This is a genomic window from Enterobacter cloacae complex sp. P16RS2, assembly GCF_014982155.1.
In the GTDB taxonomy this organism is placed as follows: Bacteria; Pseudomonadota; Gammaproteobacteria; order Enterobacterales; family Enterobacteriaceae; genus Enterobacter; species Enterobacter cloacae_M.
The window spans coordinates 98,426-115,467 of sequence record NZ_JADCKW010000010.1; the positions used below are offsets into that span (position 1 = coordinate 98,426).

Annotated in this window: 13 protein-coding genes; 7 read left to right on the forward strand and 6 right to left on the reverse strand. The window is 60.7% G+C overall.

Annotation, left to right across the window (positions count from 1 at the left end; translation table 11 throughout):
* The 3 genes from lsrD to lsrA are packed head-to-tail and all read right to left on the reverse strand — an operon-like array spanning position 1 to position 3,494.
* Complete coding sequence (lsrD, locus tag INF68_RS07505) at positions 1–978, reverse strand: autoinducer 2 ABC transporter permease LsrD (RefSeq protein ID WP_126785753.1); 978 nt, start codon at positions 976–978, stop codon at positions 1–3.
* Positions 979–2,010 (reverse strand): autoinducer 2 ABC transporter permease LsrC, encoded by a 1,032-nt coding sequence (gene lsrC / locus INF68_RS07510; protein WP_126785752.1) that lies wholly within the window; start codon positions 2,008–2,010, stop codon positions 979–981. It lies immediately after the preceding gene.
* Complete coding sequence (gene lsrA, locus INF68_RS07515; RefSeq protein ID WP_126785921.1) at positions 2,007–3,494, reverse strand: autoinducer 2 ABC transporter ATP-binding protein LsrA; 1,488 nt, start codon at positions 3,492–3,494, stop codon at positions 2,007–2,009. Before lsrA ends, lsrC begins: the two co-directional genes overlap by 4 nt.
* A 215-nt stretch (positions 3,495–3,709) precedes the next feature.
* Here lsrA and lsrR point away from each other — a divergent pair, with 215 nt between their 5' ends.
* The 3 genes from lsrR (at position 3,710) to INF68_RS07530 (ending at position 8,508) form a co-directional block, all read left to right on the forward strand.
* A complete protein-coding gene (gene lsrR, locus INF68_RS07520; RefSeq protein ID WP_045403450.1) occupies positions 3,710–4,678 on the forward strand; it encodes a transcriptional regulator LsrR in 969 nt (322 codons plus the stop codon).
* A 34-nt stretch (positions 4,679–4,712) separates the two neighbouring features.
* Positions 4,713–6,308, forward strand: coding sequence for an autoinducer-2 kinase (gene lsrK, locus INF68_RS07525; protein ID WP_126785751.1), 1,596 nt, complete (start codon positions 4,713–4,715; stop codon positions 6,306–6,308).
* Positions 6,309–6,486: 178 nt separating this feature from the next.
* Positions 6,487–8,508: an NADPH-dependent 2,4-dienoyl-CoA reductase gene (locus INF68_RS07530; RefSeq protein ID WP_126785750.1), complete on the forward strand. Its 2,022-nt coding sequence runs from the start codon at positions 6,487–6,489 to the stop codon at positions 8,506–8,508.
* On the opposite strand, the gene rlmG is transcribed toward INF68_RS07530, so the two are convergent.
* Positions 8,505–9,641, reverse strand: coding sequence for a 23S rRNA (guanine(1835)-N(2))-methyltransferase RlmG (gene rlmG, locus INF68_RS07535; RefSeq protein ID WP_045354012.1), 1,137 nt, complete (start codon positions 9,639–9,641; stop codon positions 8,505–8,507). The genes INF68_RS07530 and rlmG overlap by 4 nt on opposite strands.
* 83 nt (positions 9,642–9,724) lie before the next feature.
* Here rlmG and INF68_RS07540 point away from each other — a divergent pair, with 83 nt between their 5' ends.
* The 4 genes from INF68_RS07540 to sstT all read left to right on the forward strand — a co-directional run bounded on the left by INF68_RS07540 (position 9,725) and on the right by sstT (position 13,977).
* Entirely contained in the window at positions 9,725–10,228 is a 504-nt protein-coding gene (locus INF68_RS07540; RefSeq protein ID WP_126785749.1) for a YgjP-like metallopeptidase domain-containing protein, read from the forward strand.
* Positions 10,229–10,298: 70 nt separating this feature from the next.
* Entirely contained in the window at positions 10,299–11,297 is a 999-nt protein-coding gene (locus tag INF68_RS07545) for a Gfo/Idh/MocA family protein (protein WP_126785748.1), read from the forward strand.
* A 250-nt stretch (positions 11,298–11,547) separates the two neighbouring features.
* On the forward strand, positions 11,548–12,516 hold the full coding sequence (locus tag INF68_RS07550) for a TerC family protein (protein ID WP_023309283.1): 969 nt from the start codon (positions 11,548–11,550) through the stop codon (positions 12,514–12,516).
* 219 nt (positions 12,517–12,735) lie between these two features.
* The gene (sstT, locus tag INF68_RS07555; RefSeq protein ID WP_126785747.1) at positions 12,736–13,977 is read left to right on the forward strand and encodes a serine/threonine transporter SstT; all 1,242 of its coding nucleotides are present in this window, start codon (positions 12,736–12,738) and stop codon (positions 13,975–13,977) included.
* 138 nt (positions 13,978–14,115) lie between these two features.
* On the opposite strand, the gene INF68_RS07560 is transcribed toward sstT, so the two are convergent.
* A complete protein-coding gene (locus INF68_RS07560; RefSeq protein WP_023309285.1) occupies positions 14,116–15,603 on the reverse strand; it encodes a UxaA family hydrolase in 1,488 nt (495 codons plus the stop codon).
* Positions 15,604–15,620: 17 nt separating this feature from the next.
* The gene (gene uxaC, locus INF68_RS07565; protein ID WP_126785746.1) at positions 15,621–17,033 is read right to left on the reverse strand and encodes a glucuronate isomerase; all 1,413 of its coding nucleotides are present in this window, start codon (positions 17,031–17,033) and stop codon (positions 15,621–15,623) included.
* Positions 17,034–17,042: the final 9 nt, after the last annotated feature.

Below are 17,042 nucleotides of genomic sequence, written 5' to 3' on the forward strand. Positions count from 1 at the left end.
TTACGCTCCGGATAGTTTTCTAAAGAGAGAACGCACCCACTCGCGGTGCAGACTCAGCGAACGTCCCATCACCACCACAACCAGCAGCGCCCCTGACAGCGCGCTCGACACCTGGTTAGGGATGCCGACCATCTGTAAACCCTGCTGCAGGTAGCCCACCAGCAGCGCCGCCAGCGCCGTACCGACAACCGAACCTGACCCGCCGTAGATATTGGCCCCGCCCAGTACGGCGGCGGTGAGTGCGGGCATCAGCAAATCGCGCCCCAGATCCGAACGCGCGGAGCCGAAATAGGAGACCATCACCAGCGCGGCAATCGCCGAGGCCACGCCCGCCAGCCCGTACAGCGCGTAGGGCATGCCGTTCACTGACAGCGCCGCATAGCGCGCCGCGCGCGGGTTTTGCCCGATCAAAAACAGGTGACGGCCAAAGCGCCCGCGGTGGGTAATCAGCCAGAAGAAAACGGTAATCACCGCGAACAGCACCAGCGGGATCGGCAGACCCAGCACCGTGAGGTTAGCGAACGCCGTGAAGCCGTCCGGGAAGCCGCCGATGCCCTCGTAGCCCGTCGCGCCCGCCATGCCGGAGAGCAGCAGCGCGCCGCCGCCGTAGAGGTAGAGCGTGCCGAGGGTGATCACCAGCGGGCTGATGCCGGTGTAGTGAATCAGCGCGGCATTAAGTAATCCGCACAGCAGGCCGAGCAGCAGCGTCAGCGGAACGGCGACCGCCATCGGCCACCCCGCCTGCATCATCACGCCCAGCGCGATGGCGCACAGGCCGATGGTTGAGCCGAGGGAGATGTCGATCCCGCCGCTAATAATCACCAGCGTCAGCGGCAGCGCCACAATGCCGATGCAGATAAAGTCGCTGGTGCTGAACAGCAGCATGTTGATGTCGAGCATGCGCGGGTTGATGGCGCCAAAGAGCAGGATCTCCAGCACCAGCAAAATCAGCAGCGCGCTTTCCCAGTTAAGCCTCATTTACGCCACCTCTTTTTTGCGTTTGGGAAACGGGGTGACGTGCTTTCCCCCTCTGTTACCCGGCTGGAAGCGGCCGTACTTCAGCGCCCGCTGATGACGTGCCAGCGCCTGGCGCAGGCGCCCGTCGAGCACCAAAACGCCCAGCAGCACCAGCCCGGCGATAAAGTCGTTCCACCACGCCGGGAGCCTGAACAGCACCAGCACGGTGTCGATTTGGGTCAGGAAGAAGGCCCCGAGCAGCGCGCCAACCAGCGTGCCCGTGCCGCCCAGCAGCGAAATCCCCCCGAGCACGCAGGCGGCGATGGCCTTCATCTCCAGCCCGCTGCCGGTCTGGTTGGGCACAAAACCAATCTGCGCGGCAAAGACGATCCCGGCGCAGGCCGCCAGCATGCCGTTCAGGGTAAAGGCGAGCATTCGCGTGCGGTTCACCGCCACGCCCAGCTGGCGCGCGGCGGAGAGGTTATCCCCCACCGCGTAGAAATCACGCCCGAACGCGGTGCGCGAGAGCGTCCACGCGCCTGTGACCGCGACGATCAACACCAGCATGCCGAGCGGCGAAATGCCGATGGCGGCAGGCTCAGAGAGGGATTTCAGCCCGGGCGGCAGCCCCTCAATCCACTTTCCGCCGGTCCAGAGCAGCATCGCGCCGCGGTACAGCCCCAGCGTGCCGAGGGTGGCGACAATCGCCGGGATGCGCAGCCCCACCACCAGAAACCCGTTGAACGCCCCGGCCAAAGCGCCAATAGACAGCGCGAAGAGAATGGAAACGGGCAGGCTGTAGCCGCTGTTCAGCGCCACGCCGACGGCGATGGCGGACAGCCCGACGATGGAGCCGACGGACACGTCGATATTGCGGGTCAGCATTACCAGCGCCGCGCCGATGGCCAGCAGGATCAGGATCTGCGAGCTGGCGAAGATCATCCCCAGCGTCTGCAGGCTGAAGTATGAAGGGTTCAGCGCCACCAGCACGGCGAACAGCGCCAGAATGGCGAGAAACGCGCTCAGCTCGCGGTTTTTGAGTAAGGTCTTCATGATTGCCCTCCAAACGCCAGCGCCATCATCCTGTCGAGGCTGACGGCGTGGCGCGGCAGCTCGCCGCTGAGCACGCCCTGATGCATCACCAGCACCCGGTCCGCGAGCCCCGGAAACTCGTCGAGATCGCTTGAGATCATCAGCACCGCCACGTTCTGCGCCGCCACGCTTTTTATCAGCTGGTAGATATCGGCGCGCGCCGAGACGTCCACCCCGCGCGTCGGTTCATCGACGATCAGCAGCAGCGGATTGGCCTCCAGGCAGCGCGCCAGCAGCACCTTCTGCTGGTTGCCGCCGGAGAGCGTGCGCACGGTTTGATCCGCATGGTTGAGCTTGATCCCCAGCGCCCGGTGATAGCGCTCCACCACCGCCGACTCCCGCTTGCGCCGCTGCCAAATCGACGGCTCGTTCAGCGCCACCGTGTTCCAGCGGATCGGCGCGTCGAGGAACAGGCCGGACACCTGCCTGTCTTCCGGCAGGTAGACCAGCCCTTTTTCCAGGCGTGAACTTACCGGATCGCCGGTGATCTCCTGGTTTTCCAGCCAGACGCGCCCACCGCGTACCGGCCGTAGGCCGTAGAGCGTTTCCGCAAACTCGGTGCGTCCGGATCCCACCAGCCCGGCCAGGCCGACGATCTCTCCGGCGTAGATCTCAAGGCTCAGATCGATAAACCCCTCCCCGGTGAGATCGTCCACCCGCAGCACCGGGAAATCCTGCAGCTGGGTGCGGCGGTTGCCCGGCAGCGCCAGCCACAGCTTTTGCGTATCGCTGAGGGATTTCTCCCGGTTTACCGGCGTCATGGCGGCGATCAGGGCGCTGTCGTCAAACTGCGCGGTTTCGCCGCTCAGCACCACCGCGCCGTCGCGCATCACCGAGACGTGGCTCGAAAGCATGCGAATTTCCGGCAGCTTGTGCGAGATAAAGACAATCCCGACGCCGAGTGCCTGCAGGGCGCGGATCTGGCGGAACAGCCGCTCGGTTTCGCCGGGCGTGAGGGAGGCCGTGGGTTCGTCGAGGATCAGGATCCTCGCGTTGCGCATCAGACCGCGCAGGATCTCCACCATCTGCTGGTCCGCCACCTCCAGGGTGCTGGCGGCGGCGTCGAGGTTAAGCAGGCACTGGAGCTGCTGGAGCTTCTCCGCCAGCCGCTTTTCCCGATCGCGTTCGCGCGGCAGGCGGAACAGGATGTTTTCCCGCACCGTCAGGTTGGGGAACAGCAGCGGCTCCTGCGGCACCAGATAAATGCCTAACCCGTGCGCCTGAGCGGGCGTGAGCCGCGCATATGACTGCCCCTCGACAGAAAGTTCACCGCTGTCCGGCGTTTCCACCCCGGCGATGATCTTCATCAGCGTCGATTTTCCCGCGCCGTTTCCGCCCATCAGGGCGTGCACCTGGCCCGCAAGCAGCGTGAAATCTATGCCTTTTAAGACCGGCACGCCTGAGAACTGCTTGCTGATATTCCGCGCGTCGAGAAGTGAGGTCATCATCGCTCCGCTATTGAACAAATGATTTTTAGATTTAATAATGTTCAAAAGCGTAGACGGTGAACTATATTTACAACCGTGCAGGGATCACAGTTTTATCGATTGAGATTCAGATAAAGCAGAAACGATCGAAAAGATCCGTTTTGTCGCGTGGCTCACACTTTCCCTTCGCGCCAACACGAACATATGATCTAAATTTTTATAAGAGTTCAACTATGAGCGATAAACGCACTGCGGAAGAAGGACGGTTTGCCGGGCTGGCACTGGCGGAAGAGGAGCTCGTGGCGCGCGTGGCCTGGTGCTATTACCACGACGGATTAACCCAGAACGACATCGGCGAGCGGCTCGGGCTGCCGCGCCTGAAGATCTCCCGCCTGCTGGAAAAAGGCCGTCAGTCCGGGGTGATCCGCGTGCAGATCAACTCCCGCTACGAGGGCTGCCTGGCGCTGGAGACCGAGCTACAGCAGCGCTTCGGCCTGAAGCTGGTGCGCGTGATGCCCGCGTTGAATACGCCGCCGATGAACGTGCGGCTGGGCATTGGCGCGGCGCAGTCCCTGATGGGCGTACTGGAGCCCGGCCAGCTTCTGGCGGTGGGGTTTGGTGAAACCACCATGAGCTGCCTTCAGCACCTGAGCGGTTTTATCAGCTCGCAGCAGATCCGCCTGGTGACGCTCTCCGGCGGCGTCGGGCCGTATATGACCGGTATCGGCCAGCTGGACGCGGCCTGCAGCGTCAGCATGATCCCCGCCCCGCTTCGCGTGTCATCCGCAGAGGTTGCCGGGATCTTAAAACGCGAGACCAGCGTGCGGGACGTGATCCTCGCCGCGACCGCCGCCGACGTGGCAGTGGTCGGCATTGGTTCAGTGAACCAGCGCCGTGACGCCACGATACTGCGATCCGGCTATATCAGCGAAGGTGAACAGCTGATGTACGCCCGCAAAGGCGCGGTCGGCGACATTCTCGGCTATTTCCTCAATGCCGAAGGCGAGTGCGTTGAGGAGCTGGAGATCCACAAAGAACTGCTGGGCGTCACGCTCGATGAACTGGCGCAGCTGCCCACCATCGTTGGCGTGGCCGGAGGAGAAGAGAAAGCCGATGCGATTTATGCCGCACTGAAGGGTCGCCGTATCAATGGCCTGGTGACGGAGGAGACGACAGCCCGCGCGGTGCTGGCCCTGACGTAACGGGCAGGCCCTGCGCTAACAACGAGGCAAGCTCATGAGTTACCTTTTAGCGTTAGATGCAGGGACAGGCAGCGTTCGCGCCGTTATTTTCGATTTACAGGGCAACCAGATTGCCGTCGGCCAGGCCGAGTGGAAGCACCTGAGCGTGGAGAACGTGCCGGGATCGATGGAGTTCGACCTCGAGACCAACTGGCTGCTGGCCTGCCGGTGCATTCATCAGGCGCTGGAACGTGCGCGCCTGAGCGCGGCGGATATTAAGTCTGTCGCCTGCTGCTCGATGCGCGAAGGGATCGTGCTGTATGACCGCAACGGCGAGGCCATCTGGGCCTGCGCCAACGTCGACGCCCGCGCCAGCCGCGAGGTGGCCGAACTCAAAGAGATCCACGACGATCGTTTTGAATCCGAGGTGTATGAGGTTTCCGGCCAGACGCTGGCGCTGAGCGCCATGCCGCGCCTCCTGTGGCTGGCGCACCATCGCCCGGATATTTACCGCAAGGCCGCGACCATCACCATGATCAGCGACTGGCTGGCGGCGAAGCTCTCCGGCGAGCTGGCGGTCGACCCGTCTAACGCGGGCACCACCGGCATGCTGGATCTGTTTTCCCGCGACTGGCGTCCGGCGCTGCTCGATATGGCCGGGCTGCGCGCCGATATCCTCTCCCCGGTGAAAGAGACCGGTACCGTGCTGGGCGCGATTACCAAAGAGGCCGCACAGCAGAGCGGCCTGCGCGAAGGCACCCCAGTGGTGATGGGCGGCGGCGACGTGCAGCTGGGCTGTCTGGGGCTGGGCGTGGTCCGCGCCGGACAGACGGCGGTGCTGGGCGGTACCTTCTGGCAGCAGGTGGTCAATCTGCCGCAGGTGCGCACCGACCCCGACATGAACATCCGCGTGAACCCGCACGTTATTCCCGGTATGGCGCAGGCGGAGTCGATCAGCTTCTTTACCGGGCTGACCATGCGCTGGTTCCGCGACGCCTTCTGCGCCGAGGAAAAGCTGATCGCTGAGCGGATGGGGATGGACACCTACTCCCTGCTGGAAGAGATGGCCAGCCGCGTGCCGGCGGGTTCGCACGGGGTGATGCCGATCTTCTCTGACGCGATGCATTTCAAGCAGTGGTACCACGCCGCGCCGTCGTTTATTAACCTCTCCATCGACCCGGAAAAGTGCAACAAAGCGACGCTGTTCCGCGCCCTGGAGGAGAACGCGGCGATTGTCTCGGCCTGCAACCTGACGCAGATCTCGCGCTTCTCCGGCGTGACGTTTGAGAGCCTGGTGTTTGCGGGCGGCGGGGCTAAGGGCGCCCTGTGGAGTCAGATTTTAAGCGACGTCACCGGGCTGCCGGTGCGCGTGCCGGAAGTGAAAGAGGCAACGGCGCTCGGCTGCGCGATTGCCGCCGGCGCGGGCGCGGGGCTGTTTGCCGATATGGCCTCGACGGGCGAGCGGCTAGTGAAGTGGAGCCGCGAGTTCACGCCGAACCCGCAGCACCGCGAGCTGTACGACGGCATGATGCAGAAATGGCAGGCAGTGTACGCGGACCAGCTCGGGCTGGTGGACAGCGGGCTGACGACGTCGATGTGGCAGGCCCCGGGGCTGGTGCGGACATCCCCCTCACCCCGGCCCTCTCCCTAAGGGAGAGGGAGATTACGTCCCCTCTCCCCGTGGGAGAGGGTTAGGGTGAGGGCATCAGGCCACACCAATATTTGAATCCCATCACAATCACTGCATTCGCCTTTTCCCTTTTACTCCCCGCTGGCTAAATTAGTAACTCATCCGACCACATAACAATAATTTTACACTGGAAGAGACTATGAGCCGCTACCCGTCGTTATTCGCCCCTCTCGATCTGGGGTTCACCACACTCAAAAACCGCGTGTTGATGGGCTCGATGCACACCGGGCTTGAGGAGCATCCGGACGGGGCCGAGCGTCTGGCAGCCTTCTATGCCGAGCGCGCCCGCCACGGGGTAGCGCTGATTGTCACCGGCGGCGTGGCCCCTGCCCCTTCCGGCGTGGGCATGGAGGGCGGCGCAGTCCTGAACGATGCGTCACAGCTGCCGCACCACCGCATTGTGACCGACGCGGTACACCGCGAGGGCGGTAAAATCGCCCTGCAAATCCTGCACACCGGACGCTACAGCTATCAGCCGAACCTGGTCGCGCCGTCGGCCATTCAGGCGCCAATCAACCGCTTTAAACCTCACGCCCTCAGCCACGATGAGATCCTGGCGCTGATCGACGACTTTGCCCGCTGCGCGGCGCTGGCCCGCGAGGCGGGCTACGACGGCGTTGAGGTGATGGGCTCAGAAGGCTATCTGATTAACGAGTTCCTCGCGGCCCGCACCAACCAGCGCGACGACGAATGGGGCGGCGACTATGCCCGCCGGATGCGCTTTGCCGTGGAGGTGGTGCGCGCGGTGCGCGAACGTGCGGGCGCAGACTTTATTATCGTCTTCCGCCTGTCGATGCTCGACCTGGTGGAAGGCGGCGGCACGTTCGACGAAACCGTGCAGCTGGCGCAGGCGATTGAAGCCGCAGGTGCCACGATTATCAACACCGGGATTGGCTGGCACGAGGCGCGCATCCCGACCATTGCCACGCCGGTGCCGCGTGCGGCGTTCAGCTGGGTAACGCGCAGGCTGAAGGGCAAAGTCTCTGTTCCACTGGTCACCACCAACCGCATTAACGATCCGCAGGTGGCGGACGATGTGATTTCGCGCGGCGACGCCGATATGGTGTCGATGGCGCGCCCGTTCCTGGCGGATGCCGAACTGCTCTCCAAAGCGCAAAGCGGCCGTGCGGATGAGATCAACACGTGCATCGGCTGTAACCAGGCCTGTCTGGATCAGATCTTCGTCGGCAAGGTCACCTCTTGCCTGGTTAACCCGCGCGCCTGCCATGAAACCAAAATGCCGATCGTTCCGGCGGTCAGTAAAAAACGCCTGGCCGTGGTGGGCGCAGGCCCGGCGGGACTGGCGTTTGCGGTGAATGCCGCCAGGCGCGGGCACAGCGTGACGCTGTTTGATGCGCTGGCGGAGATTGGCGGACAGTTTAATATCGCCAAACAGATCCCCGGCAAAGAGGAGTTCTATGAAACCCTGCGCTACTACCGCCGGATGATCGACCTGACGGGCGTCGAGCTGCGGCTTAACCAGTTTGTCAGCGCGGCGGATCTGATCGGTTTCGACGAGGTGATCCTGGCGAGCGGGATCGTACCGCGCACGCCGGCGATCGAGGGTATCGATCATCCGAAGGTGTTGAGCTATCTGGATGTATTGCGTGACAAAACGCCGGTTGGCGAGAAGGTGGCGATTATCGGCTGCGGCGGGATCGGCTTTGATACCGCCATGTACTTAAGCCAGCCGGGCGAGGCCACCAGCCAGAATATTGCCGAGTTTTGCGTGGAATGGGGTATCGACACCAGCCTGAATCAGTCCGGCGGCCTTCGCCCGGAAGGGCCGCAGCTGCCGAAAAGCCCGCGCCAGATCGTGATGCTGCAGCGTAAGGCCAGCAAGCCGGGCGAAGGGCTGGGCAAAACCACGGGATGGATCCACCGCGCCACCCTGCTCTCTCGCGGGGTGAAGATGATCCCTGCGGTCAGCTATCAGAAGATCGACGACGAGGGTCTGCACGTCACGATCGGCGGCGAGCCGCAGCTGCTGCGCGTGGATCATGTGATTTTATGCGCCGGGCAGGAGCCGAAGCGCGATCTGGCCGATCCGCTGCGCGAAGCCGGTAAAACGGTGCATTTGATCGGCGGGTGCGACGTGGCGATGGAGCTGGACGCGCGGCGGGCAATTGCGCAGGGCACCCAGCTTGCACTGGTTATTTAACGACGACGTCCCAGCTTCACCGCCTTCAGCACCACGAACTTATTGTTCGTCGCAATGGTGACGCAGTTACCGAAAATCTTCTTCAGCTTGTGGAAGTAGTCCAGGTGGCGGTTCGCAACGATGTATAGCTCGCCGTTGATTTTCAGGCAGCGGCGCGCGTGGTGGAACATCTCCCACGCGACGTTATCCGTCAGGGCGTGCTTCTGGTGGAACGGCGGGTTGCAGAACACGGCGTTGAAGCGGAACGGCTCTACGCCGGACAGCGCGTTGTTGATCATAAACTCGCAGCGGTCCAGCGCTTCCGGCATGTTGGTTTCCACGTTCAGACGGCTGGAGGCCACCGCCATCGGCGATTCGTCGCTGAACACCACGCTGGCGTCCGGGTTCTTCGCCAACAGCGTCAGGCCAATCACGCCGTTACCGCAGCCCAGATCGACAATCTCACCTTCCAGATTTTCCGGCAGATGTTCCATAAAGAAACGCGCGCCGATATCCAGCCCGGTGCGGGAGAAGACGTTCGCGTGGTTGTGGATGGTCCAGTCGGTCCCTTCCAGCTTCCAGCTCAGGGTCTCCGGCGCGTCGGCCAGCTCCGGTGCGCTGAAGGTACAGTTGATCAGGCGCGCTTTTTTCCAGGCCAGCGTGGTGGTGGTCGGGCCGAGGACCTTCTCGAACAGCTCGAGCGTCGAAGTGTGAATATCACGCGCTTTGGCTCCCGCGATAATGCGCGTTTCCGGCGTCACGACCTTACGCAACGCGCGCAGCTGTTGCTCCAGCAGCGCCATGGTTTTTGGCACTTTGATCAGCACCACGCCCGGCGCCTGCGGGTAGTCCGCGGTGCTGTCGAGGAACTTCACGCTGGACTCTTCGATGTCGTTATGGCGCAGGTTTTCACGCGTCGCCAGCTCGCTCAGGTAGGAATCGCCGATGCTGTAAGGCGTGTGCTCCGCCAGGGCGCAGCCCAGCGCGCCAAAGGCGTCATTCAGGATCAAAACCGGGCCGCGGATTTCAGTCTCATCCAACTGCTGCAGCAGATATTCATCCGCCGCTTCCCACGCCTGAAGCGGGTTAACGTCGTCCGTTTCCGGGAAACGTTTAAGGTTGAGTGAACGGAAACCGTTGTCTAAGTGGCTCATCGGCCCTCCTGAATGGTAAAATTTGGCGTATCCCTGAAAAGGGTGCGTGAGTATACCCGTTTTATTGTCGATTTGGGGCGTTGATGAACCAACTTACTTATCTCCAGGGCTATCCGGAGCATTTACTGACTCAGGTTCGCAGCCTGATTGCCGAGCAGAAGCTCGGCGCGGTGCTGGAAAAACGCTATCCCGGCACCCACGATTTCGCGACCGACAAGGCCCTCTGGCAGTATACGCTGGATCTGAAAAGCAGGTATCTGAAGAGCGCGCCGCCGATCAACAAGGTGATGTATGACAACAAGATCCACGTGCTGAAAAACGCGCTCGGCCTGCACACCGCCGTCTCCCGCGTACAGGGCGGCAAGCTGAAGGCGAAGGCCGAAATCCGCGTCGCGACGGTTTTCCGTAACGCGCCGGAAGCCTTTCTGCGGATGATCGTCGTCCACGAGCTGGCGCACCTGAAGGAGAAAGAGCACGACAAAGCCTTCTATTCCCTGTGCTGCCACATGGAGCCGCAGTACCACCAGCTGGAGTTTGATACCCGACTATGGCTTACGCATTTATCGTTAAATGGTAATGCGGAATAGCGCACGCGAATTGTCATGATGACGTGCTACAGTGGCTAAAGGTTCCCCGCTACGGAGTACGTAAACGTTTATGATACGTTTCGCAGTCATTGGAACGAACTGGATCACGCGCCAGTTCGTCGACGCCGCCCACGAAACCGGCAAACTGAAACTTACCGCAGTCTATTCCCGCAGCCTTGAGCAGGCGCAGAGTTTTGCCAACGATTACCTCGTTGAGCATCTCTTCACCTCGCTTGATGACATGGCGCAAAGCGACGCCATTGACGCAGTGTATATCGCCAGCCCGAACTGCCTGCACTTCCCGCAAACGAAGCTGTTCCTCAGCCACAAAAAACATGTGATTTGCGAGAAGCCGCTGGCGTCAAATATTGAGGAAGTGGAAGCGGCCATTGCGCTTGCCCGCGAAAACCAGGTGGTGCTGTTCGAAGCCTTCAAAACCGCCAGCCTGCCGAATTTCCTGTTGCTGCAGCAGTCCCTACCGAAAATTGGCAAGGTGCGTAAAGCCTTTATCAACTACTGCCAGTACTCGTCGCGCTACCAGCGCTATCTCGACGGCGAGAACCCGAACACCTTTAATCCGGCCTTCTCTAACGGCTCGATTATGGACATAGGTTTCTACTGCCTGGCCTCTGCCGTGGCCCTGTGGGGCGAGCCGCATGGCGTGACGGCCACCGCCAGCCTGCTGGAGAGCGGCGTGGATGCACACGGTGTAGCGGTGCTGGACTACGGTGATTTCAGCGTCACGCTGCAGCACTCCAAGGTGAGCGATTCCGCGCTGCCGAGCGAAATTCAGGGCGAAGCGGGCTCGCTGGTTATCGAGAAGATCTCCGAGTGCCAGAAGGTGAGCTTTGTGCCGCGCGGCGGCAAAGCGCAGGAGCTGACGCAGCCTCAGCATATTAACACTATGCTCTATGAGGCAGAGGTCTTCGCCCGTCTGGTGGAAGACAACGAAGTGAATCACCCCGGCCTTGCGGTAAGCCGCACCACGGCGAAGCTGCAGACGGAGATCCGCCGTCAGACAGGCGTGGTGTTCCCGGCTGACGGCGTGAGCGCGGAAGCTATCGCGTAAAGCTGTGTAATGAAACGGCGCAGACCATTGACGAAACCAATGGTCTGACATATTTTGTTACCTGCAAAGGGGAGTAACTTCTTCGTCGGTGGATCGTCATTACGATGCGTTAAACACGCATCCGGTCGCCGGGCAACCTTCGTGGTTGTAAGTGAGACCTTGCCGGAAGGCGAGGTCTATGCATAAAAAGCTAACGGCTATCGTCTTCTGACCATGGCCGTTTTTGTTTTTTATGTGTAAGGAAAATAGTATGCATTCTGTCGGCACTCCAATGTTGTGGGGCGGATTCGCGGTTGTCGTGCTCATCATGCTGGCGATCGACCTCTTTTTGCAGGGGCGTCGCGGCGCGCACGGCATGACCATGAAACAGGCTGCGGCCTGGTCGCTGGTGTGGGTCACCCTCTCCCTGCTTTTCTGTGCCGCCTTCTGGTGGTATCTGGCCTCGACCGAAGGCCGCGCGGTGGCCGATCCTCAGGCACTCGCCTTCCTCACCGGCTATCTGATTGAAAAAGCCCTGGCGGTGGATAACGTCTTCGTCTGGCTGATGCTGTTCAGCTATTTCGCCGTGCCTGCGGCCCTGCAGCGACGCGTGCTGGTCTACGGCGTGCTGGGCGCGATTATCCTGCGTACCATCATGATCTTCGCCGGCAGCTGGCTGATTACCCAGTTCGAATGGCTGCTGTACGTCTTCGGCGCGTTTCTGCTGTTCACCGGGGTCAAAATGGCGCTGGCGAAAGAGGACGGCTCCGCGATTGGCGATCGCCCGCTGGTGAAGTGGATCCGTGGACACCTGCGCATGACCGACAAGATCGAGAGCGAGCACTTCTTCGTGCGCAAGAACGGCCTGCTGTTTGCCACCCCGCTGCTGCTGGTGCTGATTCTGGTTGAGCTGAGCGACGTGATTTTCGCGGTGGACAGCATTCCGGCGATCTTCGCGGTGACCACCGACCCGTTCATCGTCCTGACCTCAAACCTGTTCGCCATTCTCGGCCTGCGTGCGATGTACTTCCTGCTGGCGGGCGCGGCGGAGCGCTTCTCAATGCTGAAGTACGGTCTGTCGGTGATCCTGGTGTTTATCGGTATCAAGATGCTGATCGTCGATTTCTACCATATCCCGATCGCCATTTCGCTCGGCGTGGTGTTTGGCATCCTGATCGTGACGCTGATTATCAATACCTGGGTTAACCGCCAGCACGATAAGAAGCAGCAGGTGGAGTAATCCCCCTCACCCCGGCCCTCTCCCACAGGGAGAGGGTGAACACACTTTTGTAACGCAGCAGTTAAAAAATATGATGCAACACGTAAAATCCAGCATTTTACGCTTCCTTCCTTTCGCGCATTCCCTATACTCGACCAGGCAAACATTTACTTACATCCGGACATAAATGTGACTAAGAGCACATCCGGGATGGAACGCAATTTCACTCAGGAAATACGTATGAGCACACAATCAAGCGGACTGTTCGCGCGCCTGGCGCAGGGCAGCCTCGTTAAACAAATTCTGGTCGGGCTGGTGCTGGGTATTCTGCTGGCGATGGTGTCAAAACCTGCGGCGGAGGCCACGGGGCTGCTCGGGACCCTTTTCGTTGGCGCGCTGAAGGCCGTCGCACCGGTACTGGTTCTGATGCTGGTCATGGCGTCGATTGCCAACCACCAGCACGGACAAAAAACCAACATTCGCCCTATTTTGTTCCTGTATCTGCTGGGAACCTTCTCGGCGGCCTTAACGGCCGTGGTGTTCAGCTTCCTGTTCCCGTCCACGCTGCACCTGACCAGCGCGGCCGGTGACATCACGCCGCCATCCGGCATTGTCGAAGTGCTGCGCGGACTGCTGATGAGCATGGTTTCTAACCCCATCACCGCGCTGATGAGCGGAAACTACATTGGCATCCTGGTCTGGGCGATTGGTCTGGGCTTCGCGCTGCGTCATGGTAACGACACCACGAAAAACCTGGTCAACGATCTGTCCAACGCCGTGACCTTTATGGTGAAGCTGGTGATTCGCTTTGCGCCAATCGGTATTTTCGGGCTGGTCTCCTCTACGCTTGCAACCACCGGTTTCGACGCGCTGTGGGGCTACGCGCAGCTGCTGGTTGTGCTGGTCGGCTGTATGCTGCTGGTGGCGCTGGTGATCAACCCGCTGCTGGTGTTCTCGCAGATCCGCCGCAACCCGTATCCGCTGGTGCTGACCTGCCTGCGCGAGAGCGGCGTGTATGCTTTCTTCACCCGCAGCTCTGCGGCGAACATTCCGGTTAACATGGCGCTGGCGGAGAAGCTGAACCTGGACCGCGATACCTATTCCGTGTCGATCCCGCTGGGCGCAACCGTGAACATGGCGGGCGCGGCAATCACCATTACCGTGCTGACTCTGGCGGCGGTGCATACGCTGGGCATTCCGGTGGATCTGCCAACCGCGCTGCTGCTGAGCGTGGTGGCGTCGCTGTGTGCCTGTGGCGCATCCGGCGTGGCGGGCGGTTCGCTGCTGCTGATCCCGCTGGCGTGTAATATGTTCGGCATCCCGAACGAGATTGCGATGCAGGTTGTAGCCGTAGGCTTTATCATCGGCGTGCTGCAGGACTCCTGCGAAACCGCGCTGAACTCCTCTACCGACGTGCTGTTTACCGCAGCGGCCTGTCAGGCGGAAGACGCGCGTTTAGCGAAGAACGCCCTGCGCAGTTAAAAACAAAAGCCCGGTGGCGGCTACGTCTTACCGGGCCTACAGGGTAAATGCAAAACGGCAACCAACGGTTGCCGTTTTTAGTGTTTGTACCCTCTCCCCATGGGAGAGGGTCAGGGTGAGGGCATCAGGCCGCACCGATTAAAGCGTCACACCACTCTTGAAGATCGCCAGCTCGCGGAAGTCGTTCTTCTCGTTACAGGTCTGCTTGCCGTTAGCAAATTCCACGATAGTATCCACGAACTCCGTCAGCAGCTGCGGCATGGCTTTGCCGTGAATCAGCTGGCCCGCATCAAAGTCGATCCAGTGCTTTTTCTTTGCCGCCAGCTCGCTGTTGGTAGCGATTTTCACCGTCGGCACAAAACCGCCGTACGGCGTACCGCGACCGGTACTGAACAGCACCATATGGCAGCCGGCACCCGCCAGCGCGCTGGTGGCGACCGCATCGTTGCCCGGTGCGCTCAGCAGGTTCAGACCGTGGGTTTTCAGGCGCTCGCCGTAGCGCAGCACGTCGACCACCTGGCTCGCGCCCGCTTTCTGGGTGCAGCCGAGGGATTTCTCTTCCAGCGTGGTGATCCCGCCCGCTTTGTTACCCGGCGACGGATTCTCGTAAATCGGCTGATTGTGGGCGATGAAATACTGTTTGAAGTCGTTCACCATGGTGACGGTCTTCTCAAAGGTCTCTTCGTCGCGGCAGTGGCTCATCAAAATACGCTCCGCGCCGAACATTTCCGGCACTTCGGTCAACACCGTCGTGCCGCCGTTGGCAATCACGTAATCCGAGAAGCGGCCCAGCATCGGATTGGCAGTAATACCGGAAAGGCCATCAGACCCGCCGCACTCCAGCCCAAACTTCAGCTCGCTCAGCTTGCCCGGCTCGCGCCTGTCGTGGCGCATCACCTCATAAAGCTGGTGAAGCTGTTCAACGCCCGCTTCCACTTCGTCGTCCTGATGCTGGCACACCATAAAATGCACGCGCTCAGGATCGAACTCGCCCAGCGTGTCGCGGAAGGCGTCCACCTGATTGTTCTCGCAGCCCAGGCCAATCACCAGCACCGCGCCCGCGTTCGGGTGACGCACCATGTTTTGCAGCATGGTGCGGGTGTTAATGTGGTCGTCACCGAGCTGGGAACAGCCGTAGGTGTGGCTGAACAAATGCACACCGTCAGTGCCTTCGGCATCGTTGGTCTCTTTCAGGAAGCGAGTCTGGATTTGACGCGCAATTCCGTTGACGCAGCCGACGGTCGGGAGGATCCACAGCTCGTTGCGGATCCCCACGTCGCCGCTGGCGCGACGGTAGATCTGCACCTCACGATCCGCCGCCTGACGCTCTTCTGCGGGTAAATCAGGTTGATAGCTGTACTCGTCCAGATCGCTCAGATTGGTGCGGGTATTGTGTGAGTGAATGTATTCACCCGGCGCAATATCCGCCAGCGCATGGCCGATGGGCAAACCGTACTTCACAACGTTCTCCCCTTTCGCAATGGGGATCAGGGCAAACTTGTGTCCACGAACGATCGCCTGACGCAGGGTGACGCTCTGGTTATCAACGGTCACCACGTCGCCTTCACCGAGATCCGTCAGCGCGACGGCCACGTTATCCAGCGAATGGATTTTGATGTATTGCATATCAACCTCAAACGGCCTTAGTTCAGTTCAATGGCGAAGTAGTCACGCGCATTGTTAAAGCAGATGTTTCTCACCATTTCGCCCAACAGCTGGATATCCGCTGGCGCTTCGCCCGCGTGTACCCAGCGGCCAATCATCTGGCACAGAATGCGGCGGAAATATTCATGACGGGTATAGGACAGGAAGCTGCGGCTGTCGGTCAGCATGCCGACAAAACGGCTCAGCAGGCCCAGCTGCGCGAGCTGCGTCATCTGACGCTCCATGCCGTCTTTCTGATCGTTGAACCACCAGCCGGAACCGAACTGCATCTTGCCCGGCATTCCTTCGCCCTGGAAGTTGCCGACCATGGTACCCAGCACTTCGTTATCGCGCGGGTTCAGGCAGTACAGGATGGTTTTTGGCAGCAGGTTTTGTTCGTTCTGTTTGCTCAGCAGTTTTGACAACTCTTCCGCCAGCGGACGGTCGTTGATGGAGTCGAAGCCCACGTCAGCACCGAGCAGTTTGAACTGGCGCTGGTTGTTGTTGCGCAGCGCGCCGATGTGGTACTGCTGTACCCAGCCGCGACGCGCGTATTCCGCACCGAGGAATACCAGCACCGCCGTTTTAAACTGCGCCACTTCGTGCTCGCTTAAGCCTTCGCCAGAGAGACGACGCGCCAGAATGCTGTCCAGCTCGGCTTCGTTTGATTCCGCAAACAGCACTACGTCCAGCGCGTGGTCAGACACTTTGCAGCCGTGCGCCGCGAAGTGATCCAGACGTTTGGTCAGCGCGGTTTGCAGATCGGTGAAACGACGGATGTCGGTATCGGACACTTCCGCCAGCTTCGCCATGTAGTCGGTGAAGGTGGCCTGCTCAATGTTGAAGGCTTTGTCCGGGCGCCAGCTTGGCAGCACTTTGATATCAAAAGAGGTGTCTTTCGCGACAACGGCATGATGCTCCAGGGAGTCGATCGGATCGTCGGTAGTGCCCACCATCTTCACGTTCATCTGCTTCATGATGCCGCGCGCGGAGAAGTTATCCTGCGCCAGCAGCGCGTTGCACCGATCCCAGATTTCATCCGCGGTCGTTGGGGAAAGCAACTTGCCGGTGATGCCAAACGGACGGCGGAGCTCAAGATGGGTCCAGTGGTAGAGCGGGTTGCCGATGGTGTGCGGTACGGTTGCCGCCCAGGCGTCAAACTTCTCGCGGTCGGTCGCATCGCCGGTACACAGGCGCTCAGCCACGCCGTTGGTGCGCATGGCACGCCATTTGTAGTGGTCACCCTTCAGCCAGATGTCATACAGGTTTTTGAAGCGATAATTTTCGGCAACCTGCTGCGGCGGTAAATGGCAGTGGTAGTCGAAAATCGGCTGGTCTTTTGCGTAGTCGTGGTACAGGCGGCGAGCAAATTCGGTATCTAACAGAAAGTCTTCGGTCATAAACGGCGTCATTATCGTCTT